The organism is Novosphingobium sp. TK71 (assembly GCF_055361505.1).
In genome coordinates, this window is sequence record NZ_CM143962.1 from 1,697,204 (window position 1) to 1,722,927 (window position 25,724).

At 64.5% G+C, this 25,724-nt stretch carries 23 protein-coding genes, 1 tRNA gene and 1 riboswitch; of the genes, 9 read left to right on the top strand and 15 right to left on the bottom strand.

Annotated elements, in window-relative coordinates; all coding sequences use genetic code 11:
• Window positions 1–374 precede the first annotated feature (374 nt).
• The gene (locus ACXJ16_RS07685; RefSeq protein ID WP_463921732.1) at window positions 375–2,384 is read left to right on the top strand and encodes an acyltransferase family protein; all 2,010 of its coding nucleotides are present in this window, start codon (window positions 375–377) and stop codon (window positions 2,382–2,384) included.
• A gap of 284 nt (window positions 2,385–2,668) precedes the next feature.
• Here the strand turns inward: ACXJ16_RS07685 and pnuC are convergent, their stop codons facing one another.
• The 3 genes from pnuC to ACXJ16_RS07700 all read right to left on the bottom strand — a co-directional run bounded on the left by pnuC (window position 2,669) and on the right by ACXJ16_RS07700 (window position 6,734).
• Window positions 2,669–3,229 carry a nicotinamide riboside transporter PnuC gene (gene pnuC, locus ACXJ16_RS07690; RefSeq protein WP_463921734.1) on the bottom strand — a complete coding sequence of 187 codons (561 nt, stop codon included), beginning with the start codon at window positions 3,227–3,229 and terminating at the stop codon, window positions 2,669–2,671.
• Window positions 3,229–4,338, bottom strand: coding sequence for a phosphotransferase enzyme family protein (locus tag ACXJ16_RS07695; RefSeq protein ID WP_463921768.1), 1,110 nt, complete (start codon window positions 4,336–4,338; stop codon window positions 3,229–3,231). Before ACXJ16_RS07695 ends, pnuC begins: the two co-directional genes overlap by 1 nt.
• A gap of 65 nt (window positions 4,339–4,403) precedes the next feature.
• Complete coding sequence (locus ACXJ16_RS07700) at window positions 4,404–6,734, bottom strand: TonB-dependent receptor (RefSeq protein ID WP_463921769.1); 2,331 nt, start codon at window positions 6,732–6,734, stop codon at window positions 4,404–4,406.
• Window positions 6,735–6,781: 47 nt separating this feature from the next.
• A riboswitch (TPP riboswitch) is annotated at window positions 6,782–6,891 on the bottom strand.
• A 175-nt stretch (window positions 6,892–7,066) separates the two neighbouring features.
• Here ACXJ16_RS07700 and ACXJ16_RS07705 point away from each other — a divergent pair.
• From ACXJ16_RS07705 to ACXJ16_RS07715, 3 genes are all read left to right on the top strand, one after another.
• Window positions 7,067–7,396, top strand: a complete 330-nt coding sequence (locus ACXJ16_RS07705; protein WP_324698771.1) for a hypothetical protein — start codon at window positions 7,067–7,069, stop codon at window positions 7,394–7,396.
• 272 nt (window positions 7,397–7,668) lie between these two features.
• Window positions 7,669–9,282 carry a DUF6438 domain-containing protein gene (locus tag ACXJ16_RS07710; RefSeq protein ID WP_463921735.1) on the top strand — a complete coding sequence of 538 codons (1,614 nt, stop codon included), beginning with the start codon at window positions 7,669–7,671 and terminating at the stop codon, window positions 9,280–9,282.
• A 1-nt stretch (window position 9,283) separates the two neighbouring features.
• Window positions 9,284–9,799, top strand: a complete 516-nt coding sequence (locus ACXJ16_RS07715) for an SH3 domain-containing protein (RefSeq protein WP_324698769.1) — start codon at window positions 9,284–9,286, stop codon at window positions 9,797–9,799.
• A gap of 250 nt (window positions 9,800–10,049) precedes the next feature.
• On the opposite strand, the gene ACXJ16_RS07720 is transcribed toward ACXJ16_RS07715, so the two are convergent.
• The 4 genes from ACXJ16_RS07720 to ACXJ16_RS07735 all read right to left on the bottom strand — a co-directional run bounded on the left by ACXJ16_RS07720 (window position 10,050) and on the right by ACXJ16_RS07735 (window position 12,398).
• Complete coding sequence (locus ACXJ16_RS07720; RefSeq protein WP_324698768.1) at window positions 10,050–10,337, bottom strand: BrnA antitoxin family protein; 288 nt, start codon at window positions 10,335–10,337, stop codon at window positions 10,050–10,052.
• Between the two features lie 626 nt (window positions 10,338–10,963).
• Window positions 10,964–11,467, bottom strand: a complete 504-nt coding sequence (locus ACXJ16_RS07725; protein ID WP_324698767.1) for a tyrosine-type recombinase/integrase — start codon at window positions 11,465–11,467, stop codon at window positions 10,964–10,966.
• A gap of 201 nt (window positions 11,468–11,668) precedes the next feature.
• Window positions 11,669–11,745 (bottom strand) — tRNA-Met (locus ACXJ16_RS07730).
• A gap of 110 nt (window positions 11,746–11,855) precedes the next feature.
• Complete coding sequence (locus tag ACXJ16_RS07735; RefSeq protein ID WP_443477763.1) at window positions 11,856–12,398, bottom strand: 2'-5' RNA ligase family protein; 543 nt, start codon at window positions 12,396–12,398, stop codon at window positions 11,856–11,858.
• Between the two features lie 107 nt (window positions 12,399–12,505).
• Here ACXJ16_RS07735 and ACXJ16_RS07740 point away from each other — a divergent pair, with 107 nt between their 5' ends.
• The gene (locus ACXJ16_RS07740; RefSeq protein ID WP_443477762.1) at window positions 12,506–12,916 is read left to right on the top strand and encodes a sugar transporter; all 411 of its coding nucleotides are present in this window, start codon (window positions 12,506–12,508) and stop codon (window positions 12,914–12,916) included.
• A 19-nt stretch (window positions 12,917–12,935) separates the two neighbouring features.
• Here ACXJ16_RS07740 and mltG read toward each other — a convergent pair whose 3' ends face one another.
• The 4 genes from mltG to aspS all read right to left on the bottom strand — a co-directional run bounded on the left by mltG (window position 12,936) and on the right by aspS (window position 17,622).
• On the bottom strand, window positions 12,936–13,910 hold the full coding sequence (gene mltG / locus ACXJ16_RS07745) for an endolytic transglycosylase MltG (protein ID WP_132469082.1): 975 nt from the start codon (window positions 13,908–13,910) through the stop codon (window positions 12,936–12,938).
• Window positions 13,911–13,931: 21 nt separating this feature from the next.
• Complete coding sequence (fabF, locus tag ACXJ16_RS07750) at window positions 13,932–15,191, bottom strand: beta-ketoacyl-ACP synthase II (protein ID WP_054439687.1); 1,260 nt, start codon at window positions 15,189–15,191, stop codon at window positions 13,932–13,934.
• Between the two features lie 186 nt (window positions 15,192–15,377).
• Window positions 15,378–15,614 (bottom strand): acyl carrier protein, encoded by a 237-nt coding sequence (locus tag ACXJ16_RS07755; RefSeq protein WP_007013838.1) that lies wholly within the window; start codon window positions 15,612–15,614, stop codon window positions 15,378–15,380.
• Between the two features lie 223 nt (window positions 15,615–15,837).
• Window positions 15,838–17,622 carry an aspartate--tRNA ligase gene (gene aspS / locus ACXJ16_RS07760; RefSeq protein ID WP_185998821.1) on the bottom strand — a complete coding sequence of 595 codons (1,785 nt, stop codon included), beginning with the start codon at window positions 17,620–17,622 and terminating at the stop codon, window positions 15,838–15,840.
• Between the two features lie 273 nt (window positions 17,623–17,895).
• Here aspS and ACXJ16_RS07765 point away from each other — a divergent pair, with 273 nt between their 5' ends.
• Entirely contained in the window at window positions 17,896–18,309 is a 414-nt protein-coding gene (locus ACXJ16_RS07765) for a hypothetical protein (protein WP_454796910.1), read from the top strand.
• 119 nt (window positions 18,310–18,428) lie between these two features.
• On the opposite strand, the gene ACXJ16_RS07770 is transcribed toward ACXJ16_RS07765, so the two are convergent.
• On the bottom strand, window positions 18,429–18,749 hold the full coding sequence (locus ACXJ16_RS07770; RefSeq protein ID WP_463921739.1) for a ribonuclease E inhibitor RraB: 321 nt from the start codon (window positions 18,747–18,749) through the stop codon (window positions 18,429–18,431).
• 206 nt (window positions 18,750–18,955) lie between these two features.
• On the opposite strand from ACXJ16_RS07770, the gene ACXJ16_RS07775 reads away from it, so the two are divergent.
• The 3 genes from ACXJ16_RS07775 (at window position 18,956) to ACXJ16_RS07785 (ending at window position 22,197) form a co-directional block, all read left to right on the top strand.
• Window positions 18,956–19,993 carry a hypothetical protein gene (locus ACXJ16_RS07775; RefSeq protein WP_463921740.1) on the top strand — a complete coding sequence of 346 codons (1,038 nt, stop codon included), beginning with the start codon at window positions 18,956–18,958 and terminating at the stop codon, window positions 19,991–19,993.
• A gap of 81 nt (window positions 19,994–20,074) precedes the next feature.
• Window positions 20,075–21,304 (top strand): ribonuclease D, encoded by a 1,230-nt coding sequence (rnd, locus tag ACXJ16_RS07780; RefSeq protein ID WP_132469118.1) that lies wholly within the window; start codon window positions 20,075–20,077, stop codon window positions 21,302–21,304.
• On the top strand, window positions 21,301–22,197 hold the full coding sequence (locus ACXJ16_RS07785; protein WP_054439690.1) for a hydrogen peroxide-inducible genes activator: 897 nt from the start codon (window positions 21,301–21,303) through the stop codon (window positions 22,195–22,197). The genes rnd and ACXJ16_RS07785 overlap by 4 nt, the downstream gene beginning before the upstream one ends.
• Before the next feature lie 27 nt (window positions 22,198–22,224).
• On the opposite strand, the gene ACXJ16_RS07790 is transcribed toward ACXJ16_RS07785, so the two are convergent.
• The 3 genes from ACXJ16_RS07790 to chrA all read right to left on the bottom strand — a co-directional run bounded on the left by ACXJ16_RS07790 (window position 22,225) and on the right by chrA (window position 25,598).
• On the bottom strand, window positions 22,225–23,355 hold the full coding sequence (locus tag ACXJ16_RS07790; RefSeq protein WP_054439866.1) for an MFS transporter: 1,131 nt from the start codon (window positions 23,353–23,355) through the stop codon (window positions 22,225–22,227).
• A 243-nt stretch (window positions 23,356–23,598) separates the two neighbouring features.
• On the bottom strand, window positions 23,599–24,192 hold the full coding sequence (pgsA, locus tag ACXJ16_RS07795) for a CDP-diacylglycerol--glycerol-3-phosphate 3-phosphatidyltransferase (protein ID WP_054439868.1): 594 nt from the start codon (window positions 24,190–24,192) through the stop codon (window positions 23,599–23,601).
• Between the two features lie 77 nt (window positions 24,193–24,269).
• Window positions 24,270–25,598 (bottom strand): chromate efflux transporter, encoded by a 1,329-nt coding sequence (gene chrA / locus ACXJ16_RS07800; RefSeq protein ID WP_463920333.1) that lies wholly within the window; start codon window positions 25,596–25,598, stop codon window positions 24,270–24,272.
• Window positions 25,599–25,724 lie beyond the last annotated feature (126 nt).

A 25,724-nucleotide genomic window follows, 5' to 3' on the forward strand; every position in this document is an offset into this window, starting at 1 on the left:
CAGTGAAGCTGGATAAAATGACCATTATTGTTCGATAAACTTGAAAAGTCTGCCCGAGGCAGACCTGCATGGCCTGGCGGTACAGCCGAACGCCCGCCCACCACGCGCAGCACTTTTGCCTCGGTCGTGCCGGAATTCTAAGCCAACCATTGGTATGGTCCGGGCCGAACGGAGCGGCCTTTCCCAGGCCGGGCGGCGTGGAAGAATTCCGCATGGCCACGGCCGCCGCCCAAAGCCGTCAGGCGCGGCGACGGAATATGTCCGCGCCGCCTAGACTTGCATTGCATCGCAACGTAGTCCGGTGCGGCCGGCTGCTGTTTCAATTCTGTAAGCGCAGTTCTGCCAGAATTCGAATTGACGAGGGGCGAATATCGATGAGCCACATCAGGTACCGGCGCGATATCGATGGGCTACGAACGATCGCGGTACTGCCCGTCGTGCTGTATCATGCCGAACTTCCGCCATTTTCGGGCGGCTTCGTCGGTGTCGACATCTTCTTCGTCATTTCCGGGTTTCTGATTACCAGCGGCCTTCTCAAGGATGCGAACGAGCAGAAGTTCAGCCTGCTGGCCTTTTACGACCGCCGCATCCGGCGTATTCTGCCCGCCCTGCTGGCCGTTACCATGGCGACTCTGGCCTACGGCACGTTCGTCATGCTTCCCGGCGAACTCCTCGCCCTCGGGAAATCCGCGGTGAGCGTGGCCCTGTTCTCGTCGAACATCTGGTTCTGGTCGCAGCTCAACTATTTCGGGCCGGCGCCTTACGAGAGCCCGTTGCTGCACTCCTGGTCGCTGGCGGTGGAGGAGCAGTTCTACATCTTCTGGCCGCTGGTCGTGGCCCTGTTCACGCTGAAGCCGCTTCGCCGCTGGTTCCTGCCGGCGATCGTGGCCGCGATCGTCATCTCCTTCGGCCTCTCTGAATTCATCGTCCACAAATCGCCGAACTTCGCCTTCTACATGTTCCCCACCCGTGCATGGGAACTGCTCCTGGGCGCGCTGCTGGCGGTCGCTCCATCCCTGCGCATTCCGAACCCCGCCTTGCGCCTTGCAGCCGCCCTCGCCGGTCTCGGCCTCGTGCTGGTTCCCATGCTGACTTATACCGGGGCAACGCTGTTCCCCGGCCTTTCCGCGCTGCCGGTCTGCGCAGGCACGGCGCTGCTCCTGCTGGCCAATGCCGAACAGGACAACGTGGTGGCCCGGCTACTGGGCAGCGGCCCGATGGTCTTCGTGGGCAAGCTCTCCTATTCGCTCTATCTCTGGCACTGGCCGGTCATCGCCTTCTTCTGGCTCCAGCGCGGTGCGGCGCCCTCGCCCGTCGAAGGCGCGCTGCTGGTGGCGGCCAGCTTCGTCCTGTCGTACCTCAGCCTGCGCTATGTGGAAGCGCCCTTCCGCCAGCGCAGCAGCACGAACATCGACACCCGCATTGTCCAGCGCCGCGTCGTCGCGTTCGGCGCGCTGGCGCTGCTCGCGATCGGCCTGGCATCCGCGCCGCTGATCGTCACGCGCGGCCTGCCCGGCCGACTGCCGCAGCCCGCCCTGCTGGCGACCGAGTTCTCCCCCAAGCCCTTCACCCCCGAAATCGGCTGCGCGCTCGGTGGTTCGAAAGGTATCGAGAACTGCGCGAAAGGCATTGCCGAGGATGACAGGTCCACAGTCGTGCTGTGGGGAGATTCGCACGCCCGCGCTCTCGGATTCGGCTTCACCAAGGCGACCGAACAGGCCGGAATCCCCCTGCGCACGGCCGTGAAAAGCTCCTGCTCGCCGCTGCCCGGCACGCTCGAAACCGACGGCACCCTCGTTGCCGACGACAGTTGCCGCCGGTTCAACGAAATGATCTTCGAGGCGATCAGGTCCAATCCGCATGTAAAGACCGTCGTCATCGCCGGGCGCTGGGCACGCTTCGTGAATGACAGCGCTCCCGGCAGCAACGAGGCCATCACCTCGAAATTCCTGCTCGACGAACAGGAACGCGTTGCCGGACCGGAACAGACCAAGGCGGTGCTGCAGCGCTCGCTCGAACGGGTGATCTCCCGGTTCGGCGCGGCGGGCAAGGAAGTGCTGCTGGTCGAACAGGCCCCCAGCTTCCCGGACAATGCCCGCAAGTGCGTGGCCCGTTCGCTGTGGCGCGGCAAAAGCGCGGAGGACTGCTCCGTCCGGGAAACCGACGTCCGCCGCCGACGACTGGCGCTGACCACCATGTTCGAGGATATCGCCGCGCGGCATGACAACGTTCGGCTGATCGACCCCCTGCCCGTCATGTGCCGGGGCGGCCTATGCCCGGCCGATGACCGTGGCCTGCCGCTCTACGCGGACGAGCACCACGTCACCGAACGCGGCAGCGCCCGTGAAGCGACATCGATCCCGCTGCGCGACCTGAGGTCATGAGCGGCTGCGAAGCTGCAGGATAGAAGGCCTGAACGGGCCGGAGCCCGGATCGGAAGGGTCCGCCTACAAGGCGTTGTAGCGGACCAGTTCCTCGCAGTCGCAGCATGGCGTTTCTACCGAACAGCCCGGAATCCTGTCCGGGCAGAAGTTCGATTCACCGATGCATCGTTTCAGCCACGCAAGAACCGCGTGGCCCCACCCTTTTCTCATGTCGCCCCCCGACAACGTAAACGCGGCGCTTACTATGCAGACCAAGGGTACACAAGGGTTTCACGGGCGGCCCGCTAGTTCGCACTCCGGGCCTCCTGCCAGCGGCGATAGCCCAGTACGGCAAGGGCGATCATCGCTGCATAGAGGCCCGCCGTGAGCCACAGTCCCTTGAAGGCGAACATGCCCACGTAAAGTATGTCCACCGCGATCCACAGCAGCCAGCTCGCCGCGTGTCGCCGCGCGGTCCAGTATTGGGCCACGAGACTGAAGCTGCTCAGGGCGGAATCCATCCACGGCAGCGCCGCGTCGGTATAGCGGCTGGTGAACCAGCCGATGGCGACGGCGCCCGCCGCGCCCGCCGCCAGTCCCGCCCATGCCTGCAGGGGAAGCAGCGGCTTCACCATGACTTCCCCGGCATCGCCCTTCCCTTTGGTCCAGACGATCCAGCCATAGACGATGGCCACGCCGAACAGCGCCTGCAGCGCCATGTCGGCATAGAGCCGCACGTCGAGGAACAGCTTGAAGTAGAGCGCACAGGCCAGCAGGCTCGTTGGCCAGCACAGCAGCCAGCGCTTCGCGGTGAGCCAGATTGCCAGGAAGCTGACGACGACGGCAACGATTTCGAGTGCCGACATCAGGCCGCGTCCCCGCTTTCGAGTTGGTTCAGGAAGTCCCGCCCCGGCGGGGAGAGGAACCAGTCGGCATGGTCCACGAGATAGCCCTGCCATGCGAGCTTCGCCTGAGCGCCATCGCGCAGGATGCCCGCGAAATAGTCCACTTCCGAAAGCGCGAATTCGATATGGACGAGCGGCAGCAGGCGGACGACCGTCTCCACATCACTGCGGGTGAGCGGCAGCACCGTGCGGTAGCCGGCAAGCAGCGCCAGCGCCGCTGCCGCATCGGCGGGTCCGTCGCCCCGCCCTTCCGCAAGGTCCAGCCACGGAATGGCGGTGCGCTCGATCGCGGTGGCGAGATCGTGGTGCGCCGAGGTCCGCGCCGCCAGCCCGAAATCGAACACGGTGCGCACCGCGCCGTCCTCGCTCCAGAGAAGGTTCGAGGGGTGCCAGTCGTTATGGGTCCAGAGCCGCGGATGCCCGGCCAGACGCTCGGGCAGCCCGGTGCCCAGCGCGGCGAAAAGGCGCGCCAGTTCCTGCCGCCAGGGCTTGTCCTCAAGAAATCCGGCCAGCGCCGGACGGACGGCGACATAGTCCGCCGCCGCCGCCAGCGGATCGCGGGAGGGCAGGATGGTGAAGCTGGCGACAAGCGGATGCGCCGCGCGATCCGGCGCCGCGTAACCTTCTGAGGCGCGGTGCAGCCGCGCCAGCGCCACGCCCGCCTCGAAGGCGTGACGGTGCGAAAGGAACGGCGTCCATGACAGCCTGTCGCGGTAGATATCCCGGCCCGGCGACCTTGCGTGAACTTCGTATGTCCAGTCACCCCGGGTGACGGCCCCGCCGCCGCCCGCCGCCGGCACGACCTCCGGCACCGGCACGCCGCCGGCCCGCAGATGCGCCATGAAACCATGCTCTTCATCCAGCCCCTCCGGCGTGCGGAGCGACTGGTGATGGCGCTTGAGGAAGAACGATCCCCGGTCGGTCTCGACCAGAGCCCCTGCCGAGAACGGTCGGGGCGAATGCCAGTGCAGCGCCGCCAGCCGACCGGCGGAAGGGAACCGGGCCAGGATCGCCTCGGCCTCGCCATGCGTGATGGCGGGCCAGGTCGGTGCCTCCAGCGCGGTTCCCATCCCATGCACCATGTGGCCGGGTTCGGTGCGGCCGGACACGAGACGGGGCACCGCGCCGCTCACGGTCAGAAGGCGCGCGAGAGCGTCGCCACGAAGGCGCGCCCGCTTCCGACGTAATAGGCCGGCGACGAGCCCGAAATGACGGTGCCGCCGCGCCCCGTCGTATCCAGCGCATTGGGCGTGATCGAATAGACGCCCGACAGCACATGCGGGTTGGTCACGTTGATCGCATTGAGCCGCAGGTCCATCCGCTGCGCGTCGATCAGCCCGGCAAGATGGACGCCCACGGACAAGTCGAGCGTGGCATAGCCCTTGATGCTCTCGTCATTCATGAAGGTGGCGTACTGGCGGCCGACGTACTTGAGCGCGCTGCTGCCGAACAGGCGGCCGTCGTCATAAGTGGTGCCCATGGCGAACTGGAACTCGGGGCTGGATACCGCGCGTTTGCCCTTGGTCGGCAGATAATCGCCGCCGATGGCCAGGTCGTCGTTCAGGCGCGTGTGCAGGTATTCGCCCGAGAGATAGACGCTGACGCCCCTCGCCGGGCGATAATCGATCTCGCCGTCCAGTCCGTAGGAGGTCTGGCTGCCCCCATTGATCGTCGAATTGACGAGCGCGCCGCCGCTGTCGATCACGGTCGCCACCTGGCGGTTGCGGAAGTGATAGTGGAAGGCGGTGAGCGAGAAGGACAGGCTGGGGCCGATGTAGCGATAGCCCAGCTCCTCGGAGACCGAATATTCGTTCTTGAGATCCCCGCTCCCCTGGCTGACGAGTTCGCCGCCGTAATAGCTGTTGTAGAGCGCGAACTCGTTCGGGGTGCGGAAGCTCGTCGTGATGTTGGCGAAAAGCTGCTGCCGGTCGTCCAGCTTGTAATGCACCGCGGCGCGGGGCAGCGCGGCGAAGCTATCGGCGCGCACTTTCGACTGTGGGCCGGGCAGGTAATTGCGGCCGTTGCGCAGCACGTCCACGCCCTTGAAGCCCAGGTCGACGCTCAGGCGCGGCGAAACCGCGATGCTGTCGGCCAGGAAGAAGCCCTTGGTGACGGTGACGGTCCGCGCATTCTCGTAAGCCAGCAGGCGGCCGTCGGCCGTGCGGATCGCCTTGTCCTGATAGCCCCACTGGTCCACCGGATGCCCATCGGCGCCGATCGAGGTGTAGGACTGGGTAACACGGTCGGTCCCGTAATCGAACCAGAGCCCGGCGGTGAGCGTGTGGGCGCCCGCCTGAAGCGTAAGCTTGCTGACATCGCCGACGCGAAGCTGCTTGCCGGTCCAGTTGCCGAGCACGGTGGCCACCCCGTCCACCGCGCCGGGCAGCGCGATCGGCTGGGTCAGTTCCTCGGTGCCGAGATAATTGCCGGTCGTGGCAAGCTGCGTGCCGTAAGGCGCATTGCCGTGGCCGAGCTGGAGATAGGCCGAACTGTCGAACGCCAGGCGATCGCCCAGCTTCAGATGAACCGGCGCCGCCACGTAGAAGTTGCGGAACGGCGCGCGGTAGAGCCTCCAGTAGTTGGCATTGCCCTCGGTGTACTGCCGATCGTAGTTGAAATCACGGCCGGAGGCTTTCCAGTCGGCCAGCGTGGGGCTCGGATAGCTCGATGTCTTGGCGTCGTTGTACGAGAAGGAGATGCTGGCGCGGTTCCCGTCGCCCCATTCGCGCAGCAGCTTCGCATCGATATGCTGGCGCTTGTCGTATCCGGCGCCCCGCCAGTTGTCCGCGCGGTTGTTCGAATAGGAGACGAAGGCCTTGAGCCCGCTCGCCCCCAGCGTGCCGGTGTCCAGCCGCACGAAAACGCGGCGGGCATCGTAGGAACCGGCAGAAAGATTGACGAGGCCGCCCAGCTCCGATTTCGGATCGTCGAGCGTCAGCGATAGCAGCCCGCCCGCCGCGGCGACGACGGGCGCGTCGATATCGGCGGCCCCTTGCGCCAGCGCGATCTGCCGCACGTTCTCGGCATCGGCGAACTGCGAGGGATAGGCGTAGAAATAGCCGATATCGTTTTGCGGCGCACCTTCCATCACGACGCCGATCTGGTCCTGACCCAATCCGCGCAGGGTCAGGCTGGAACCGGTGGAGAGGCCGTAGGGATCGCTCGAAGACACGTTCGCGCCGGGCAGGAGGTTGACGAGCTGGAACGCATTGAGCGTCGGCGCCTGCTTGAGGATGAAGTCCGCCGAAATGGCGCTTACGGCCTTGGGCGCGGTCTGGTCCGGCAGCAGCCCCTCGGGATCGGGATGCCCGATCACCTGGATGTCGGACGGGCCGGCATCGTCGGCCGCCTCCGCCATCGCCGCGGGCGCGGCCAGCAAGGCCGGCAGAACCAGCGCGGCACCACCGATGCCGGTCAGGCCGCGAAGACAGGAAAAGTTACGGAAATTGGGCAGATTAATGGGCATCGTCTTACTGGGCATCTTCTCGCGTCCACTCCATCTGGAGGGACAACGGACCTGCCGCCAGCCCTCCCTACGCCGGTGTCAACCGGATCAGGTTCAGCGGGTCGTGGTCTGCAGACCACCTCTCAGCCGCGCATAAGCGGCCCCCCGGGGATAGGGCGCCTCTAGGCGGTCAGATGCGGGCTGGGAAGCGTTATTGAGAGCAAGGCACACCATTACCGCCCCACCGGCGTCCACGCGCGAGGATCCTGATCCACAGTCTTGCGGCTCTTTGCCTCCGCGATTTCATCCCGCCGCCCGCGCACGGCCTCGATCTGGCCGGCAGCGTCACGCGCATGGCGACTTTTGCACCGAAGGGCCGCATCGATCTGGCGACGGTCGACAACGAAATCGCCAGACTTGGGCGCCTCTGGTCAGTCAGCAACGCCAGCAATGAGGATAAGCTGGCAGCATTCCTCGACGCGGAAAGACTGGAGGAGATCGATCCCTTTGACCGCGTCCAGCTGGCTTACGTCGTGGACACATGCCGCGAGAGTACCTCCCTGTCCGAAGCCGGACGGCACCTGTTCTCCGCCTCGCGCGCGCGACGCAACAGCACCAACGACGCAGACCGGCTCAGAAAGTATCTGCCTCGCTTCGGATTGGATTTCGCAACAATCCGATAGCGCAGGTTAGTGATGCCTGTTCACCGCAGACTAAAACTTAAAAAAACTTGATCTAAATTATGATTGTATAATTAGTCACCCATTGCCAGCATCGTTCCAATGCGAACACGGGATGTCGCCCGCGGCCCCATCAATTCACAACCCTTTTCGGACGATCATCGGTCACCAAGTAAAGTCGATGATTTTCTAACTTAGTATTCTACGGTTTAAGGGGTAGCCTATCAAGCAGAGTTCTGGTGATATGGTCGCCTATCAATACCTTGGGAGAGATGATGAAGGGTGGCCTTGCATGGCGATCAGCAGCGGCACTGTCCCTGCTCTTAGCCTGTTCCGGATCGACGCACGAGGTCGAAAGGGTGGGCATCTACTATCTCCAATCGGAGCGCCTCTCCGGCCCGGAGACGGTCAATGGTTACGGATCAGCCAATGTCGGCGTCCTGGTGACCATTGACGTGAAAGGCCATGTCATCGACGCTCGGGTAGGAGACAACTTCTACAAGCTCGACCCCAAGCCAGCTCTTGAAGCTGCGCGGAAGTGGACATTCAAGCCTCAGTCGTTCGACGGGCATCCTGTCCAGGCAGTTGGCTTCATAACGATCAACTACGAAGCCGCCGAAACTGCTCCTGACCCGAAAGTCCCGTTCCCGGAAGGTAGCCCTCAGGATACCGAGGTTACGCTGCGAAGGACCGCCTGTTACGGATCGTGCCCCGATTATGAGGTTTCGATCAGGGGAGATGGCCGCGTCCGTTTCTCCAGCAATTATCCTCGCTTTCCCGGAAGCGCCGCCGACGTGCATCGTGCATTCAACGGGTACAATGTACTCTGGCCCGGCCCTCATGAAACGAACGTCGAGCCTGAAGCGGCTGCCGCCTTGTTCCAGAAATTTCGAGATGCGCACTTCATGGGGATGAAGCCGGATTACACGGCCGGCGTCACGGATAGTCCGACCTATGAACTCACCCTGAGAGTCGGCACAACCTCCAAGGTGGTGGTCGATTACGTGGGCCGGTCTGTCGGCATGCCTCGGAGCATGACCCAACTCGAGGATGCCGTGGATACTCTGGCTCAGACAGATCGGTGGATTCGGGGCAACGGCGGTACTGTCGCTCTACTCAAGCAGCAGCGGTTCGACTTCACTTCTCAAGCCGGCGCAGACCTCGTTCAAAGTGCCATAAGGCTTGCGCAAGCCTCACTCGGAAGGAATGATCCGACAGACCTTGTCCGAGCTGCTCTTGCCTCCGGAGTTCGTTTGGACGCTCTCATTAAGGCCGGACCGCAGGATAATTCCCCTTCTTCGCTGGCTCTTGGCGTTCTGATCGCCGAATTTGCGGCAGAGAGGGGAGATCAAAAGCTGTTCGACCGGATGGCAAAGCAGGGCTATGTTTCACGGATACCCAAGGCACGGTTGACGGCTCTGCTTGCCGAGGGAGTCGGCTGCAACGCCCCGATAGCTCGGGCCCTGGTGAATGCCGGTGCCGACCCCAAAGGGCAGGATAATGACGGGAATGCCCTGCACATATTTCGCGGAACCTATGGGGCTTGCGGGAAGGCTTCCAGCCGGGACCGTGCTGCAATGGCGCGCACCCTGATCACGCTTGGCGTTCCACTGGAGGGACGCGATAGCCTGGACTGGACTCCGCTCATGGGAACCAGCGATCTGGCGGTGACGAAAGTTCTCATCGAAGCGGGGGCGAAGCTGGACGCCAAGTCCAATGACGGCACCACACCTGTCCTTTCAGTGGATGACGACCGCATCGCACTCACAATGTTGCGGGCAGGCGCCAACCCCCGCGTGAAGGACCCAGACGGAACCCTTCTGGCTGCCGCGAAAAGGCGTCATTGGCCTGCCACTTTGGAATGGCTCGCTGCGCATGGGATACAGTGAAATGGCGGGCCGCTTCCCCATCGGTCGCCGTGTGAACGTGTTCTGCCTGGTCCTGGGCTCGCTCCTCATGGTTCAGTGCACAGGTGGATTGTCATCTCCTGATCCGTCAGGCAGCGAGGATGCCGAACTGACGGAACCAGCAGGGGCTGCGCTAGCCTATGATGACGGCGATACCGTCTATGTCTCAGCGTCGACCCTTCGGACGCGCGACGCGCCTTCAACCAAAGGGCACATCACGGGAAACTTCCGCAGCGGCGATAACGTCGAGATCATCAAGCGGTCGGGCGAATGGCTCCAGGTCATGAAGGACGCCCGGCGCGTGTGGATCTCAGCGAACCATGTCTCCTCGTCATCACCTGTCACTCGCCAGTCCTTTGCCTCGCGCCCCTCATCGACAGGAGTATCAACTGACGACTCTGGCTCAGGCGGTGGATTTTCATGGTTCGGCAAACGCTGCAAAAAGGGAAAGCCCTGCGGCAACGCCTGCATTTCAGTCAATCGTGTCTGCCATAAGTGACAACGCCCCTCCCGAGACAATACCCTCCCCCAAGCTGCTCGAAGTCCCCGCTTTCGTAGCTGTTCGTGGGAGAGGCATGAAGTAGACTTTCATTACCTCTTGCCCCAACGCCACGCCTTCTGTTGATGGCGGGGCTCGAACACCCCACAAAACCGACCCATGCCGGTCGTTCAGCCACCGATGGCTCCCCCGGGAGCCGGGACCGGCAGCTCGTCATCGTCCTACCGGGAGGATGGGGGGCCAATCGGCTTCAGTGCGCAGCCACCCAATCCTTGAGGGCTGCATCGATCCGCGACTGCCAACCGGGGCCGCCGGATTTGAAATGCTCGATCACCTCGGGCGAAAGGCGCAGTGTGGTGCTGACCTTTTTTGGGGCCTTCTGCGGACCGCGCGCGCGAATCGTCTTTGCGAGGTCCGGGAAGGCCTCAGCGAAAGGCATTGCCCTCGCGAAGTCCTCGGCTGTCAATTCGGGGTTATTGCTGACCGCATCCATATCGGCCCTGGTGTATCCGGGAGCGGCGTGTTTCGGGTCGGTCATGGCAGGAGCGTCCATCCTTCGCAGGGATCACCAGAGCGGAGAGGAAGGACCCTTCGCCCACATCGGCAAAGTCGATCCCGTGCTTGACGAGGATCGCTTGCCGTTTCGGTTCATCCCATACAGCAATCATGGCTTTTTGTGGCTACGATTTGATTGGAGGTCAATCGCTTTTAGTAACTACAATTTGCTTTTGGCGGCGGGATCGATCTTCCAGTTCATCAGGCGTCACAGGCTCTTGAACATCTTGCCCAGCGTGGCGGCGGGCGAGGCGAGCGCGCTGGTCGAGCAAAGGCTTGCGCGGTTCCGTCGGCGAGCCGTCAAAAGGGCACGTTATCGGCCCTGCGGCTGAGGTTCGAGCGCTGACGGGCCGGTCCCAACTTGAGCGCAACGCGGCGGCGGTGGCCCAAGTAAGCAGCGTGAACACATGGCGTCTCTGGCTCGATCACGCCTCCGGCTTCCATCTTCACCGTCGTACCCAGCGATGGCACGAACCAGATCGGGAACTTCCTGCAGCGGCACGCGCGCCATGTGCTTCACTCGTGGGCGGGGCTTCAAGGCGCCAAGCAGGTGAACAGTTGGATTCTCGCGCTCCCACCCGTTGGCGATCGCAAACCGATAGACCTGGCTCACGCATTGGTTGGCGCGCCGGCTGATATCGAGAGCCCCCCCCTCGCCTCGATCTTTCTGATCATGTCCAGAATCTCGGGGACGGATATCTCAGTGAGAGGACGGTGACCGATCGCAAGAAAGACATCCCTTTCCATCCGGCTGATTACCCGCTGGGCGTGGGCGGCATTCAATCCGCTGGCGCGATTGGCGTGCCAATCGCGCGCGACCTTTTCGAAGGTACGCTCTGCTGCCCGCTGTTCCTCCGCCTGCACCGCCCCCGGATCTCGCCCCTCGGCAAGGCTGGCCCTTGCCTCGTCACGCTTGGTCCGCGCCGCGGCGAGCGGAACGTCGGGATATTTTCCGAAGCTCAGCAGCTTTTCCTTGCCGCCGAATCGGTACTTCATACGCCACAGCTTCGAGCCGTTTGGCTGCACGAACAGATGCAATCCGCCGCCGTCCGTCAGCTTATATGCGCGGCTCCGGATCGCCGCGTATTTAACTTCAAGTTCCTTGAGGGCCATCTGGGGGTATCGCCTGTTGGGGGTGCCGGCCAAAAATACCCCCAATTCCACCCCCAATTCAAATCGACGTGGGCGGTCTCGCATGGACGAGAGTGGGCGCCAGCGGATAACCGCTAACGCCGTAAATGCTTGAAATTATTTTGAAAAAAAATGCCCCGAGACGTCAACGGACAAATCTGGACTGTCTCGGAAAATGGGAAATGGTAGCGGAGGAGGGACTCGAACCCCCGACACGCGGATTATGATTCCGCTGCTCTAACCAGCTGAGCTACTCCGCCAAACCAAGGCCGCCGCGTCGGGCGGCTCGATCCGGTGCCCCACATCACTGCCGGGCAGGTCGCGTCCTCTAGGGGCAAGGTCGGCATCGGTCAACACCCAAAAATGCGTTTCAGCCACGAAAAGGTAAAACGCGGATCGGGCGCCACAATCCGTCCTCCCAGGCATAAAGGCCAAAGCCCCGGAAGCGGAAGCTGATCGGGTGCAGTTGAGCCCCGAGCTGTGCCTGCAGCGCACGGGCGGCGGCCGGGGCGACCTTGTTCTGGATCGTCACGTGAAGGCGCAGTGGCCGGCTGTCCTGATCGGTCAGCAATCCATGCATGCGCTCCGCGATCACGGCATGGAGCCACGCCATGTCCGGTGATTCGACGGAGAGAGCGGTGCCGTTGTCCAGCTTCATCAGCCCGTCGATTCGCGCCCTCGGCGGCGCGCAGCGGGCAAGGTCGGCGAGGACGTCCACCAGTTCGCCTTCCACCGAGGGCGGCAGGGCATGAAACAGGGTGACATGGGCGCGCAAACGGTTGCGCTCGGGTGGGTAGTGGGCCTTGCGCAGGCCGTCGGCCCAGCCGAGCACGTCGGCGGGCAATTCGGCCGTCACCAGCAGCGGAGCGCCGCGCTTGCGATCCGCCGCCAGAACTTCACCTTCACGGTTCATTCGCCTTGCTCCCTGAGGCCGTCTGCCTTGCCCCTACGGTCAATTGCCAGAACAGGGACGCTGCGGCAAAGTGCCCGTTCGGCCGTCATGCGCGAAAGGGAGCGGGCATGCGCAAGTTCTGGATCATCGCCATCCTCATCCTGCTGTGGAACCTTGCCGGGGACGTGGCCTATCTTGTTCAGGCCAGCGCCGACCCGGGCGAAATCGCCCGCCAGGACCCGGTTCAGGCGCAGGCCTTCCGTGAAATGCCCGGCTGGGCATGGACCGCCTATGCCGTGGCAGTGGCCAGCGGCACCATCGGCTCGGTCATGCTGCTGTCCCGGCGCGGCTGGGCATGGATGCTCTTCGCGCTTTCCTTCGTTGCCGTGGTGATCCAGTTCGGCTGGAGCTTCCTCGGTTTCGACATGCTGGGTGCCAAGGGGCCGGCTTCGGCGATCTTCCCGCTGCTTATCGCGGGAATCGCACTGGCCTCCACGATCTATGCGCGGCGCAAGCGGGCGGACGGGACGCTCCGATAGCGGGCGCCCTTCCCTCCGTTCAGATTTCGCCGCGCTCGCGCCGGATCGCGAACCACTTCTTCACGTTGGCATTGTGCTGGGCCAGCGTGTCGGCAAAAGCATGGCCGCCGGTGCCGTCGGCCACCATATAGAGCGCATCGGTCTTTGCCGGATTGAGCACGGCGGCGATCGATTCGCGGCCCGGATTGGTGATCGGATGCTTGGGCAGGCCGACCATCGTGTAAGTGTTGTAGTCGTTGACCGCCTGGATCTCCGACTGGAGGATGCGGCGTCCCAGCGCCTTGCCCTTGGTGATCGGGTAGATGATCGTGGGGTCTGCCTGCAGCATCATCCCCTGCTTGAGCCGGTTCGAGTATAGCCCGGCCACCATGCGCCGTTCAGAGGGCTTGCCGGTTTCCTTCTCGACGATGGAAGCCAGGATCAGCGCCTGCTCCGGCGTCTTCACCACGAGACCCGGGGCGCGCTTTTCCCAAAGCTCCTTGAGTGTGCGGGTCATGGCCGCCTGCATGCGGCGCAGCACCGCCTCGCGCGGCTCGCCAGTCTCGAAAGCGTAGCTGTCAGGCAGGACCGAGCCTTCGTCGGGCGAAGCCACCTCGCCGCTGAGCTGGTCCTGCGCCTTCAGGCGTTCGTAGACCATGATCGAGGGCATGCCTTCCGGCACGGTGACGAAGCGGCGGATCACCTCGTCGCTCGAGAGGATCGCCAGCACGCGCGAAGGGCTGGCATGGGCGGGAATGGCGAATTCGCCCGCCTTGATCCCGCCGCCGCCGCCGAACACGCGGGCGCGCAGTTCGAAGCCGCTGGCCGAGCGGATCACGCCCTTGTCCTCCAGCCGCTGGGCCACAGCCGCAAGGCTTGCCCCGCCGGGAACGATGAAGTGCTGGTCCTTCGCCAGCGGGCCGGAACCGTACCAGCCGCCCACGAAGGACCATAAGGAGATCACGGCCGCAAGGCCGATGGCCGCGACGAGAATCCAGTTGCGCCGCGACATCATCGCCCCTTACGCCTTTCGCGATCAGTCGATCTTGCGCATCACCAGGCTGGCGTTGGTGCCGCCGAAACCGAACGAGTTGTTCAGCACCGCGCGCACTTCGCGCTTCTTGGCGACGTGCGGCACCAAGTCCACGCCCTCGCAGCCCTCGTCCGGGTTGTCGAGGTTGAGGGTGGGGGGCACGATCTGGTCGCGCATCGCCAGGATGCAGAAGATCGATTCGACCGCGCCGGCGCCGCCCAGGAGGTGGCCGATGGCCGACTTGGTCGAGCTCATCGAAACGCTGCCGATGGCATCGCCGAACAGGCGGCGCACGGCGCCCAGTTCGATGGTGTCGGCCATGGTCGAGGTGCCGTGGGCGTTGATGTAGTCGATATCCGCCGGGGTCATCCCCGCCTTCTTCAGCGCCATCTGCATCGAGCGATAGGCACCGTCGCCGGTGGGTTCCGGGGCGGTGACGTGGAAGGCATCGCCCGAAAGACCGTAACCGATCACTTCGCAGTAGATCTTCGCGCCGCGGGCCTTGGCGTGTTCGTACTCCTCGAGCACGAGAACGCCGGCGCCCTCGCCCATGACGAAACCGTCACGATCCTTGTCGTAAGGGCGGCTCGCCTGTTCGGGGCGGTCGTTGTAGCTGCTGTTGAGCGCACGGGCCTGCGCGAAACCGGCGATGCCGATCGGGCAGATGGTCGATTCGGCGCCGCCGGCCAGCATGATGTCGGCATCGCCGTCCTTGATCATGCGCGCGGCATCGCCGATCGAGTGCGCGCCGGTCGAACAGGCAGTGACGACGGCGTGGTTCGGGCCCTTGAGGCCGTACTTGATCGAGACCTGCCCCGAGATCAGGTTGATCAGGCGGCCATGCACGAAGTGCGGAGAGACGCGGCCCGGACCCTTTTCGGCCAGAACCAGCGATTCGCTTTCAATACCCGGCAGACCGCCGATGCCCGAACCGATCGAGCAACCGGTCATGAGCTTGTCTTCCTCGCTCATGTCGGTGAGGCCGGCATCTTCAAGTGCCTGCCCTGCGGCATCGATGCCGTAGACGATGAAGGGATCGACCTGGCGCTGGATCTTGTGGTCGACACGCTTGCCGGCATCGAAGCCGTATTCGTGATCGGCCGGCTTCACCTCGCAGGCGATCTGGCACTTCTGGTCCGAGGCATCGAACTTGGTGATCGGGCCCGCCCCGCTCTTGCTCGCAAGGATGTTGGCCCAGGTGGTCTCCACGTCAGCACCCAGCGGGGTGACAAGACCAAGTCCGGTGACGACAACACGACGCATTCATGCTCTCCGAAAAAGCAATTTGGCCGAAAACGCGGCTGGCACGAACCAGCCTGCAGAAACGGCAACAGGCCCGCCCCCTTAGAGGTCGAGCCTGTCGAGTTCAATCCGGTTATGAACCGGGATCACAGCCGCCCGCGCGCCGGCGCATGGCCGGACCGCGCGAGAGTAGCCGAAAAGCCGGGCTCAGCCCTTGTTCTCTTCGATGTACTTGATGGCATCCGAGACGGTGCTGATCTTCTCGGCAGCATCGTCGGGGATTTCGACGCCGAATTCTTCTTCGAACGCCATGACCAGCTCGACGATGTCGAGCGAATCTGCGCCCAGATCGTCGATGAAGCTTGCTTCTTCCGTCACCTTGTCGGCTTCGACGCCCAGGTGTTCGACGACGATCTTCTTAACCCGATCGGCGGTATCGCTCATTGAATAAACCCCTTCAAAAATTCGCGAGGTGTGAAATCTCGCCTGCCGCCCTAATGACTGGGGCGCGCGCTGGCAAGCCTCGCTCGCAAGATAGGATCACGACGCGAAAGCGCCATGGCCCGATTTATCCACGCCCCGATCCTGTTTCCAGAATGTTTCCGGGATCGTGAAGGTTGGGCAGCGAAGCGAAGGCCCGCTGCCCGGCGGAAATCTGGAAACGAATTCAGTTCTTCTGCGGTTCCACCACACGCATGTGCAGTTCGCGCAGCTGCCTGGATTCGGCCGGGCTCGGCGCGCCCATCAGCAGGTCCTCGGCGCGCTGGTTCATCGGGAACAGCGTGATTTCGCGCAAGTTCTGCGCACCGCACAGGAGCATCACGATGCGATCGACACCGGCCGCCATGCCGCCGTGCGGCGGCGCGCCGTACTGGAAGGCGCGGTAGAGGCCGCCGAAGCGATCTTCCACGTCCTGCTTGGTGAGGCCCACCATCTCGAAGGCCTTGACCATCAGTTCCGGCGACTGGTTACGGATCGAACCCGAGGCGATTTCATAGCCGTTGCAGACGAGGTCGTACTGATAGGCCTTGATCGTCAGCGGGTCCTGGCCTTCCAGCGCTTCCATGCCGCCCTGCGGCATCGAGAACGGGTTGTGCGCGAAGTCGACCTTCTTGTTGTCCTCGTCCCATTCGAAGAACGGGAAGTCGACGATCCAGCACAGCTCGAAGCGGTCCTTGTCGATCAGGTCGAGCTGTTCGCCGGTGCGGATACGGGCAAGCCCTGCCAGCTTGGCCGCCTGCTCTTCCTTGCCCGCGGCGAAGAACACGCCGTCGTTCGGACCCAGACCCAGCGCCGCGATCAGCGCGGCGGTCTTTTCCTCGCCGTGGTTCTTGGCGATCGGGCCGCCGGGGACGCCGTCCTTGATGTTGATGTAGCCAAGGCCCGAATAGCCCTCGCCGCGCGCCCAGACGTTCATCTCGTCGAAGAACTTGCGGCTGCCCGCACCGGCGCCCGGAGCCGGGATCGCGCGGATCACGCCGCCACCGGCCACGATGCCCGCGAAGATGCCGAAGCCCGATTCGACGAAGTGCTCGGTCACGTCCTTGATGATCAGCGGGTTGCGCAGGTCCGGCTTGTCCGAACCGTAGTCCAGCATCGACTGGGCGTGCGGAATGCGGCGGAATTCACCCGCAGGCGTCACCGGCTTGCCTTCCGCAAAATCGGCGAAGACGCTCTGGAGCACCGGCTCCATGGTTTCCCAGATCTCTTCCTGGGTCACGAAGCTCATTTCGAGGTCGAGCTGGTAGAACTCGCCCGGCAGGCGGTCTGCGCGCGGGTCCTCGTCGCGGAAGCAGGGGGCGATCTGGAAGTAGCGGTCGAACCCGGCGACCATCAGCAGCTGCTTGTACTGCTGCGGCGCCTGCGGCAGCGCGTAGAACTTGCCGGGGTGGATGCGGCTGGGCACCAGGAAGTCGCGCGCGCCTTCGGGGCTGGAAGCGGTGAGGATCGGCGTCGAATATTCGGTGAAGCCGATGCCTTCCATCTTGCGGCGCATGTCCGAGATGATCTTCGTGCGCTTCACGATGTTGCCGTGCAGCGTGTCGCGGCGCAGGTCGAGGAAGCGGTAGCGCAGGCGGATATCCTCGGGATATTCCTGCTCGCCGGCCACCGGCATCGGCAGTTCCTCGGCGCGGCTGATGACCGTGGCGGAACGGGCGTAGACCTCGATCGCGCCGGTGGCGAGGTTCGGGTTCACGGTGGATTCGGTGCGGGCCTTGACCACGCCCTCGATCGTGACGACCGATTCGACGCGCAGCGAATCAAGCAGTTCCAGCGCCGCGCTGTCGGTGTCGGCAACGACCTGGGTCATGCCGTAGTGATCGCGCAGGTCGACGAAGAGAACGCCGCCGTGGTCGCGCTTGCGATGCACCCAGCCCGAGAGGCGGACGGTCTGGCCGACCTCGGCAGCGGTCAGGGCGCCGCAGGTGTGGGAGCGATAGGGATGAGTCATGGCGGGCTCGCGCTTCTTCTGATCGGAATGAGGTTGCAAGCCGAGCCCCCTAGTCGAGTGGCGCGGCGATTTCCAGAAGAGATCGGCCCGCAAGCACGCACCGGGTCGGAGAACCGGGCTGCAACGAGCCCCCGCCCCGGAATTCCGGTGCCCCCGCAGTGCGATCAGGAGATATCCAACGACGCGGCCTGGCGGGAAAAACGGACGTAGCCCCAGTTACCGCAATGTCGCACTTGGGTGGAAAGCGGACATAGATTAGCATACCGTCCCCTCATGAAATTCGACGATCTATGCTCGCTAGCCCACAATGTCGCTGACTCCTTTGGCAGCGGCGCAAGCTTGCTGTTTAACTACGGCTTCTACCCGTACGACGATGCGAAGCGCAGCGAAGATGGTCTGTTGGAGGTGGATTTCCTGAACGGACAGGTGATCTCGGGCCTACCATGCAACGAGGTTCGTGAACGAGTCAGCTTCGCACCTAAGGTTATAACCGACCTATGTGCTCGCTACGGTCAATCTTCTGACGTATTCGCCATCTTGCGCGCTCGCTATGTCGTGACTGCAGTAGGTAGACGCTACGAGGTTACAGTGACCGACCGTGGTGGGCGAACCCGCATCGATCTTTATGACGGCATCAAAGGCAGCCGGTTGGCCCCCGGCAAGCATCCTCTGGTCCAAAGCATTTAAGTCCACCATGGGGCGTGAGCCATCAGGCTGCTTCCGGGGACCGGCGTTCCGTCGCTTGATGACCGGGAGGGGGGATTTTAGACCACAGGTTTCGGGCCACAATTGTCCGCAATAGTCGATTAGACTTGCAGGAATCCCCAACCATCCGACCGACCACCATAAGTCTTGGCGCGAGCATCGAAGCGCTCCTCCCAAGCGGTAATGTTCACGGCGGAAGGCTGCATGTCGGCCGAAACCGTCACATCCCACGCGTCGTCGTCCTGATCGGTTTCCGCAATGTCGATTTCAAATCCGTCTCGCTGGCACTCGGCTGCGAACGCTTCTGCGGAAGGTTGATCCGGGAAAACGTGCGAAAAATCGACTGATCGCGCGGGACTAAGATAGCTGCCGTCTCGTTCCATTCCCGCAAGAATATCGGCGTTTTCTTCTAGCAGCGACATAGGCACCTCTGACGAATGCCTCTATGTGAATGAAAGGCTTCTTTCGGGCAAGGCTGAAGGGCGCTACGAATGTCCTCCATGGGGCGAAACCCGACCGGCCGGGCGACGCCCGAGCTCTCCGGCAAAGCTCCGGCCCCGGCATAAACCCCAAATAAACCAATTCGGGGCTATGCCGCTGGGCAAAACGGGTCTCGCCAATGGATTACATGGACAACGCGCAGGTTCCGGATGCCGTCACCATAGACGGCATGTCGGAAAATCAGTTCCGCACGGCGATCGAGGCGATGCTGCGCGAAGGCCGCGCCGACGAGGCGGCGCGCCGGATCAAGGACGAACTCGTGTTCCTCTGCGGCGCGGGCCTGCCTCTGCCCGCCCGCTTCCGCTTCATCGCTTCGCAGGACGTGATCGTGACCGGCTGGGACCGGCTGATCCGGCGCATCGCCGAACTTGACCGGCCCGGCGATCCCGTCACCGCCATCGCCATGGATATCTGCCCCGCCATCGCAGCCGCTTCGGCCGATCCGGGCCGCCCGTTCTACGAAACCGCCTATTACACCGATCGCGCATGGCCCTTCTCCACCGCTGGCCGGTCCCGCCTGGCGCAGGCCTTCGCCATGCCCGAGGTGCCGTGGCAGGGCGCTTTCGAGGACAACGACGACACGCTGGGCGTAACCGGGCTGGAGGATCTGCACGCGGTGATCGCGGCCATGCGGAAGCTCTGCACGGCCGGCATGGCCACCGCCGAGGAACAGCGCGCCTGCACGGTGGGCGCCTGCCATCTCGCGGTGCTGACGCATCAGGCCATTCGCGACAAGGCCATGGCCGAGGGGCTTCCCCGGCCCATGGCCGTTCTGGTGGGCGGCCATGGCGGCTACCCGGCATTCGAGGCGGCGGCCCTTGCCGCCGTCACGGACGAGAGATGGCCGGAAGGCGCTCCGGACGGGCAAGCCGCTGCCCCGGCGCCCTCACCGTTTCCCGTGCCCTCGTTTCCCGCGCCTCCGTTTCCCGCGCCCCCGCTCGCCGCCGATGCCCCCGATGGCGGCCCGCCGCCGCGCAGTGCCGCGCCGGGCGACGATGCGGAAGCCTGGCACCTGCCTCCGCCCGGAATCCATGTGACCGGCACTCAGCTTCGCCGCCGGCTGGTGACGCGGGAAAGCATCGCCGCGCTGGAAAACGAGGCCGCGCCCAGCCTGCTCCAGACCCTCGCAAATCGATTGCTGACGCCCTTCCTGCGCAAGAAATAGGCAATATCGTCATTTGTCGGAGAATTTGACGGCCGGGAAACATTGATCCCCCGCCTTGTTCGCGTTACCGCCACGCTCGAAATGAAAATCCATCCGCTGATAACAAAGACCGAAGAGCTCGCCGCGCTGTGCGAACGCCTTGCGAAATCCGATTTCGTGGCCGTCGACACGGAATTCATGCGCGAGAACACCTATTGGCCCGAACTCTGCCTGGTGCAGATCGCCAATACCGAGGAAGCGGCCGCGATCGACCCGCTCGCGCAGGGGCTCGACATGACCCCCCTGCTCGACCTGCTGACCGCGAACGAGGAAGTCCTGAAGGTTTTCCACGCCGGCGGGCAGGACGTGGAGATCATCTTCAACCTCACCGGCCGCACCCCGCACCCGATCTTCGACACCCAGATCGCGATGATGGCGATCAGCCAGTCGGAGCAGATCGGCTATTCCAACCTCGTCGAATCGTGGATGGGCCTCACCATCGACAAGGGCGCACGCTTCACCGACTGGTCGCGCCGCCCGCTGACCGAGCGGCAGATCGAATATGCCATCGGCGACGTCACCCACCTCTCCAAGATCTTCCCCAAGATGCTCAAGCGCCTGATCAAGACCGGGCGCGGCGAATGGCTGGACCAGGAGATGGAAAAGCTCGCCGATCCCGAACACTACCGCAACGACCCCGCACAGGCGTGGAAGCGGATCAAGGCGGCGGGGCGCAATTCCGCCATGCTCGGCAGGCTCAAGGCCATCGCCGAATGGCGCGAACACGAAGCGCAGGGCAAGAACATCCCGCGCGGCCGCATCGCCCGTGACGAAACGCTGGCCGACATCGCCAGCCACCCGCCCAAGCAGCAGGCCGATCTCGCCAAGGTGCGCGGCCTCTCGCAAGGCTGGAAGGACAACGACATCGGCAAGCGCCTGATGAACACCATCGCCCGGGCGGAACCGCTTTCGGACGACGAACTGCCCCCGCGCACCCCCAAGGGCGCGCCGCTGGGCAAGGAAGGTTCGCTCGTCGCCGACCTGCTCAAGCTGCTGCTCAAGATCCGCGCGCGCGAGATCGACGTGGCCGCCCGCCTGCTCGCCCGCAGCGAAGACCTTGAACTGCTGGCCGCCGGCGTGCGCAAGAAGCTGCCGATCCTCGAAGGCTGGCGCTACGAAGTGTTCGGCCGCGATGCGCTGGCCCTGGTGGAAGGCAAGCTCGCCTTCGCGGTGGAGAACGGCAAGCTCAAGATGACCCGCCTCGAAGACGAGCCGGTCGCCGGAGCCGACGACGATGCCGGCGACACCGACGGGGCGGCAACGGAAGAGTGACCGTCTACCAGCCCACGCTCAAGCAGCTCCAGTACCTCGTCGCCCTGCACGAACACGGGCATTTCGGCCGCGCCGCCGATGCCTGTTTCGTGTCGCAGTCCACGCTTTCGGCGGGCCTGCGCGACCTTGAGGCGCTGCTCGGCGTGACGCTGGTGGAACGCACCAAGCGCGCGGTACGCTTCACGCCGCTGGGCAATGCGGTGGTTGCCAAGGCCCACCGCATCCTGCGCGAGACCGAGGAACTCTCCGACCTCGTGCAGTCCAGCGGCAAGCCGCTCTCGGGCGAAGTGCGCATGAGCGTGATCCCCACGATCGCGCCGTTCCTGCTGCCCCGGATGCTGCCCCGCCTGCGCCGCGAACGTCCGAACCTCAAGCTGTTCCTGCGCGAGGAGCCGAGCCAGGCCGCCATCGAATCGCTGCACCACGGCCGCGCCGACTGCGTGCTGCTGGCGCTCCCCTATGCCACCGGCGAGGTCGAGAAGGAGACGATCGAGCTTGACGCCTTCTTCGTCGCCTTCCCCAGCGACGACCCGCGCAATCCGCCTGCCGAGGTCGGTCCCGAAGTCATAGACGAGCATCGCCTGCTGCTGCTGGAAGACGGGCACTGCCTCAAGGACCATGCGCTGGCCGCCTGCAACCGGCCGGAACTGCGCGCCTCGGCGACGATGATCGGCACTTCGCTGCACACGCTGGTGCAGATGGTCGACAATGGCCTGGGGCTGACGATGCTGCCGGAAATGGCGATCGACGCGGGCATCCTCAACGGCACCAATGTCGTCGCGCGGCCCCTGCTCTCGCCCAACGCCAACCGCGAGATCGCACTGGTCTGGCGCAAGAACTCTCCGCGCGGGGACGAATTCCGCATGCTCGCGGACGAGCTGCGCGCCGGTTAGCGGGAACAGGCGGCGCCTGGCGCTGCCTTACTTCTTCACACGCAAGGTCTGCAGCGCCAGTCCGAGCGCCGCGATTCCCGTGCCCAGCACCGTCACGCCGGTCCAGCCCCAGTTGTGCCATGCCACCGTGGCCGCGCCCGAACTGGCCGCGCCGGCGAGGAACATCGAGGCCATGTAGACCGTATTGATTCGCGAGCGCGCCTCGGGGCGCAGCGCATAGATGATGCTCTGGTTGGAAATCTGGCTCGCCTGGATCGCGAAATCGAGCAGCAGCACGCCGACCACCAGCCCGGCGATCGAGGTCCAGAACCCGAAGACCAGCCATGACGCCAGCGTCAGCACGCTGGCCGCCACGATCACCGGATGCGGGCCGCGCCGGTCGGCGATACGGCCCGCGATCGGCGCGGCCAGCACGCCCGCCGCGCCGAGCACGCCGAACAGGCCCGCCACTTCCGAGCCCAGCCCGAAGCGCGGCTCCTGAAGGTGCAGCGCGAGAATCGTCCAGAACACGCTGAACACGCCGAACTGGGTGCACTGCGTGAACGTCGCCAGCCGCAGCGCCGGGAATTCGCACCAGAGATCGCGCAGCGAGGCCATGAGCCCGAGCCAGCCGAGCCCCCCCGGCTGCGGACGGCTGCGCGGAAGCTGCCATGCCATCAGCCCCGCCGTCAGCAGCGCCAGCGGCACCGCCAGCCAGAACATCGCGCGCCAGCCGAAGTGCCCGCCCACGAAACCGGCCAGTGTCCGGCTGAGCAGGATGCCGCAGAGCAGGCCCGCCATCACCGTGCCGACCACCGCGCCGCGCTTGTCCTCTGGGGCCAGATTGGCGGCCAGCGGCACGATCTGCTGGGCGACGGAGGCCAGCAGGCCCACCAGCAGCGAGGCGGCAAGCACGGCACCCGCGCTCGGCGCCAGTGCGACCAGCGCCAGCGCCACCGACAGGGCCAGGCACTGCGTGACGATCAGCCGCTTGCGCTCCAGCAGGTCTCCCAGCGGCACTAGCAGCAGCAGCCCGGCGGCATAGCCGAGCTGCGTGGCGGTGGGCACATAAGTGATCGCGGCGCCGGGAACCTCGCGCTCCATCAGGCCGAGCATGGGCTGGCCGTAATAGATATTGGCCACCGTCAGCCCCGCCGAAGCCGCCAGCGCGAAGACCATCGCGCGGCCGAACGGGCGCTCGCTGCGCGGATTCGCGTCCGGAGAGGGCTTGCGGAAACGGGCGGTGAAAGGGCGAAGCGGCGCGGTAATGGGATTGTCCTTGATGAAGAGTCCCCCCGAACGTGGCCCGCCCTGCCGCAGGATCACGCTTGCGCCAAACGCAACGAATTCACGTCAGACGGCGAATTTTGCAATGCAGCGACAGCATCGCGCCGCGAGGCCCGAACCGGCGAGCCCCCCGCCTCAGTCCATATGCTTGAGGCCGACGCGCAGATAGTCCCACCCGGTGATGAGCGTAAGCACGGCCGCGCCCCACAGGGTGGTCAGGCCCACGGTGTGCGGAATATTGATCTCGATCGCGCCCACGTCGAGGTTCCACCACGGGGTGGCCACGCCGAGAATCAGCGCGCCGAGCGAGATGAGCTGGAACGTGGTCTTCCACTTGGCGAGGCGGCTGACGGGAACCGAGACCTGCAGGCTGCCGAGGAATTCGCGCAGGCCCGAGACCGCGATCTCGCGCACGAGGATGATGAGCCCGGCGATCACGTGCATGTCGCCCACGTAAGGTCCGGTCAGCACGCCTTGCGCCGTCAGCACCAGGATCACGGCGGCAACCATGATCTTGTCCGCGATGGGATCGAGGAAAACGCCGAGTTTCGAGACCGTCCCGCTCGACCGCGCGAGATAGCCGTCGAAATAGTCGGTGATGCCCATCAGGCAGTAGACGCCGAAGGCCAGCGCATAGCCGAACTCCCATTTCGGCCACCACAGCAGGAAAGCCAGGAAGGGCATCGTGACGATGCGCGAGAGGGTGAGAATGTTCGGCAGGGTCAGCATGCTTTCCTGCCCATAGCCGCGATGATCGCTTTTGAGAATGCGCTTCTGGCGAGGATATCGCCCGGCGGCGCGAAACATCATCCCAGCCGGGCCAGAAGCAGCCCGCCAAGAGCCGCGATCGCCAGCACCTTGATGACATTCAGCTTCAGCCGGAAGATCAGGATTGCCGAGAGCGCCGCCAGCAGTCCGGCACGCCAGTCGAAGCTTCCCCAGTCCGGCAGGTAAAGCCGCAGAGGCCCGATCCGCGCATCGCCCACCCGGCTGAAAAGGACATGGATCAGGAACCAGAGCGAGAGGTTGGCGATCACGCCGACCACCGCCGCGGTCAGCGCCGCCAGTCCGCCCCTGATGCGCCGCGCGTTCTCAAGCCGCTCTATCCACGGCGCGAAGGCGAAGATCCACAGGAAGCAGGGCGCGAAGGTCACCCATGTCGTCAGAGCGGCGCCGATCATGCCCGCGACCAGCGGCGTGAACGGCGCCGGTGCCCGGAAGGCGGCCAGAAAGCCGACGTACTGCGTCACCATGATCAGCGGCCCCGGCGTGGTTTCCGCCAGCCCCAGCCCGTCCGCCATCTCCCCCGCCGAAAGCCAGCCGTAACCCTGCACGGTCTGCTGGGCCATGTAGGCCAGCACCGCATAGGCCCCGCCGAACGTCACCACGGCCAGTTGCGAGAAGAACGCGCCGATCTGCCAGAGCACATGGCCCGTGCCCAGCGTGACCAGCACGGCGGCCATCGGCAGGGCCCAGATCACGCTCCACAGGCAGACGGCGCCGATGCTCTGCTTCCACGGACGCGGCGCGGCGGGCGCGACCTCGCCGTTCTCCCTGATCGCCAGCAGGTCCGGCCGCACGGCCGCTATGACCATGCCCAGCGCGCCTGCCCCCAGCACCACCAGCGGAAAGGGAAGATCGAAGAAGAACAGCGCGATGAACGCCGCCAGCGCCAGCCCTTTCTTGACCCCGGTGTTCAGCGCCCGTCCGGCGATGCGCAGCAAGGCCTGCGCCACCACCGCCAGCACCGCCGACTTGATGCCCAGGAACAGCGCCGCAAACCAGCCGAGATGGGCGGCATAGGCGTAGAGCACCGAAAGCCCGAGGATCACGAAAGCGCCGGGCAGCACGAACAACAGTCCCGCCGCCAGCCCGCCGCGCATGCCGTGCAGCTTCCACCCGATCCATGTCGCCAGTTGCTGCGCCTCCGGCCCGGGCAGGAGATGGCAGAAGTTGAGAGCGTGAAGGAACTGGTCCTCGCTCACCCATTCCCGCCCGTCCACCAGTTCGCGGTGCATGAGCGCGATCTGCCCGGCCGGTCCCCCGAAACTGAGGAAACCGATGCGCGCGAAGACCCGGAGAAGCTCGGAAAACTCCGGCCTGTTCGCGGAATGGGATTTCACGGAGTTCGTCATGGAGTTCGCCACCCTGCCCTGCGCCTTTCCGTCCGCGCAAGCACGGACAACAAGGCAACGCTTGGGCGGTGACGCCTGGTCGGGAGGTTGCTCGATCCCGCTGCGTTTTTCTAGCAAGGCCCCGCC

Coding starts and splice junctions, on each gene's coding strand:
- ACXJ16_RS07765 (WP_454796910.1), top strand. CDS start 17,896: ATGAAATTCGACGATCTATGCTCGCTAGCCCACAATGTCGCTGACTCC.
- ACXJ16_RS07715 (WP_324698769.1), top strand. CDS start 9,284: ATGGCGGGCCGCTTCCCCATCGGTCGCCGTGTGAACGTGTTCTGCCTG.
- ACXJ16_RS07755 (WP_007013838.1), bottom strand. CDS start 15,614: ATGAGCGATACCGCCGATCGGGTTAAGAAGATCGTCGTCGAACACCTG.
- pgsA (WP_054439868.1), bottom strand. CDS start 24,192: ATGCTGACCCTGCCGAACATTCTCACCCTCTCGCGCATCGTCACGATG.
- ACXJ16_RS07740 (WP_443477762.1), top strand. CDS start 12,506: ATGCGCAAGTTCTGGATCATCGCCATCCTCATCCTGCTGTGGAACCTT.
- mltG (WP_132469082.1), bottom strand. CDS start 13,910: ATGATGTCGCGGCGCAACTGGATTCTCGTCGCGGCCATCGGCCTTGCG.
- ACXJ16_RS07685 (WP_463921732.1), top strand. CDS start 375: ATGAGCCACATCAGGTACCGGCGCGATATCGATGGGCTACGAACGATC.
- chrA (WP_463920333.1), bottom strand. CDS start 25,598: ATGACGAACTCCGTGAAATCCCATTCCGCGAACAGGCCGGAGTTTTCC.
- ACXJ16_RS07770 (WP_463921739.1), bottom strand. CDS start 18,749: ATGTCGCTGCTAGAAGAAAACGCCGATATTCTTGCGGGAATGGAACGA.
- ACXJ16_RS07775 (WP_463921740.1), top strand. CDS start 18,956: ATGGACAACGCGCAGGTTCCGGATGCCGTCACCATAGACGGCATGTCG.
- ACXJ16_RS07700 (WP_463921769.1), bottom strand. CDS start 6,734: ATGCCCATTAATCTGCCCAATTTCCGTAACTTTTCCTGTCTTCGCGGC.
- ACXJ16_RS07695 (WP_463921768.1), bottom strand. CDS start 4,338: ATGGGAACCGCGCTGGAGGCACCGACCTGGCCCGCCATCACGCATGGC.
- pnuC (WP_463921734.1), bottom strand. CDS start 3,229: ATGTCGGCACTCGAAATCGTTGCCGTCGTCGTCAGCTTCCTGGCAATC.
- ACXJ16_RS07790 (WP_054439866.1), bottom strand. CDS start 23,355: ATGGTCTTCGCGCTGGCGGCTTCGGCGGGGCTGACGGTGGCCAATATC.
- ACXJ16_RS07710 (WP_463921735.1), top strand. CDS start 7,669: ATGAAGGGTGGCCTTGCATGGCGATCAGCAGCGGCACTGTCCCTGCTC.
- ACXJ16_RS07735 (WP_443477763.1), bottom strand. CDS start 12,398: ATGAACCGTGAAGGTGAAGTTCTGGCGGCGGATCGCAAGCGCGGCGCT.
- rnd (WP_132469118.1), top strand. CDS start 20,075: ATGAAAATCCATCCGCTGATAACAAAGACCGAAGAGCTCGCCGCGCTG.
- ACXJ16_RS07725 (WP_324698767.1), bottom strand. CDS start 11,467: ATGGCCCTCAAGGAACTTGAAGTTAAATACGCGGCGATCCGGAGCCGC.
- fabF (WP_054439687.1), bottom strand. CDS start 15,191: ATGCGTCGTGTTGTCGTCACCGGACTTGGTCTTGTCACCCCGCTGGGT.
- aspS (WP_185998821.1), bottom strand. CDS start 17,622: ATGACTCATCCCTATCGCTCCCACACCTGCGGCGCCCTGACCGCTGCC.
- ACXJ16_RS07705 (WP_324698771.1), top strand. CDS start 7,067: ATGGCGACTTTTGCACCGAAGGGCCGCATCGATCTGGCGACGGTCGAC.
- ACXJ16_RS07720 (WP_324698768.1), bottom strand. CDS start 10,337: ATGACCGACCCGAAACACGCCGCTCCCGGATACACCAGGGCCGATATG.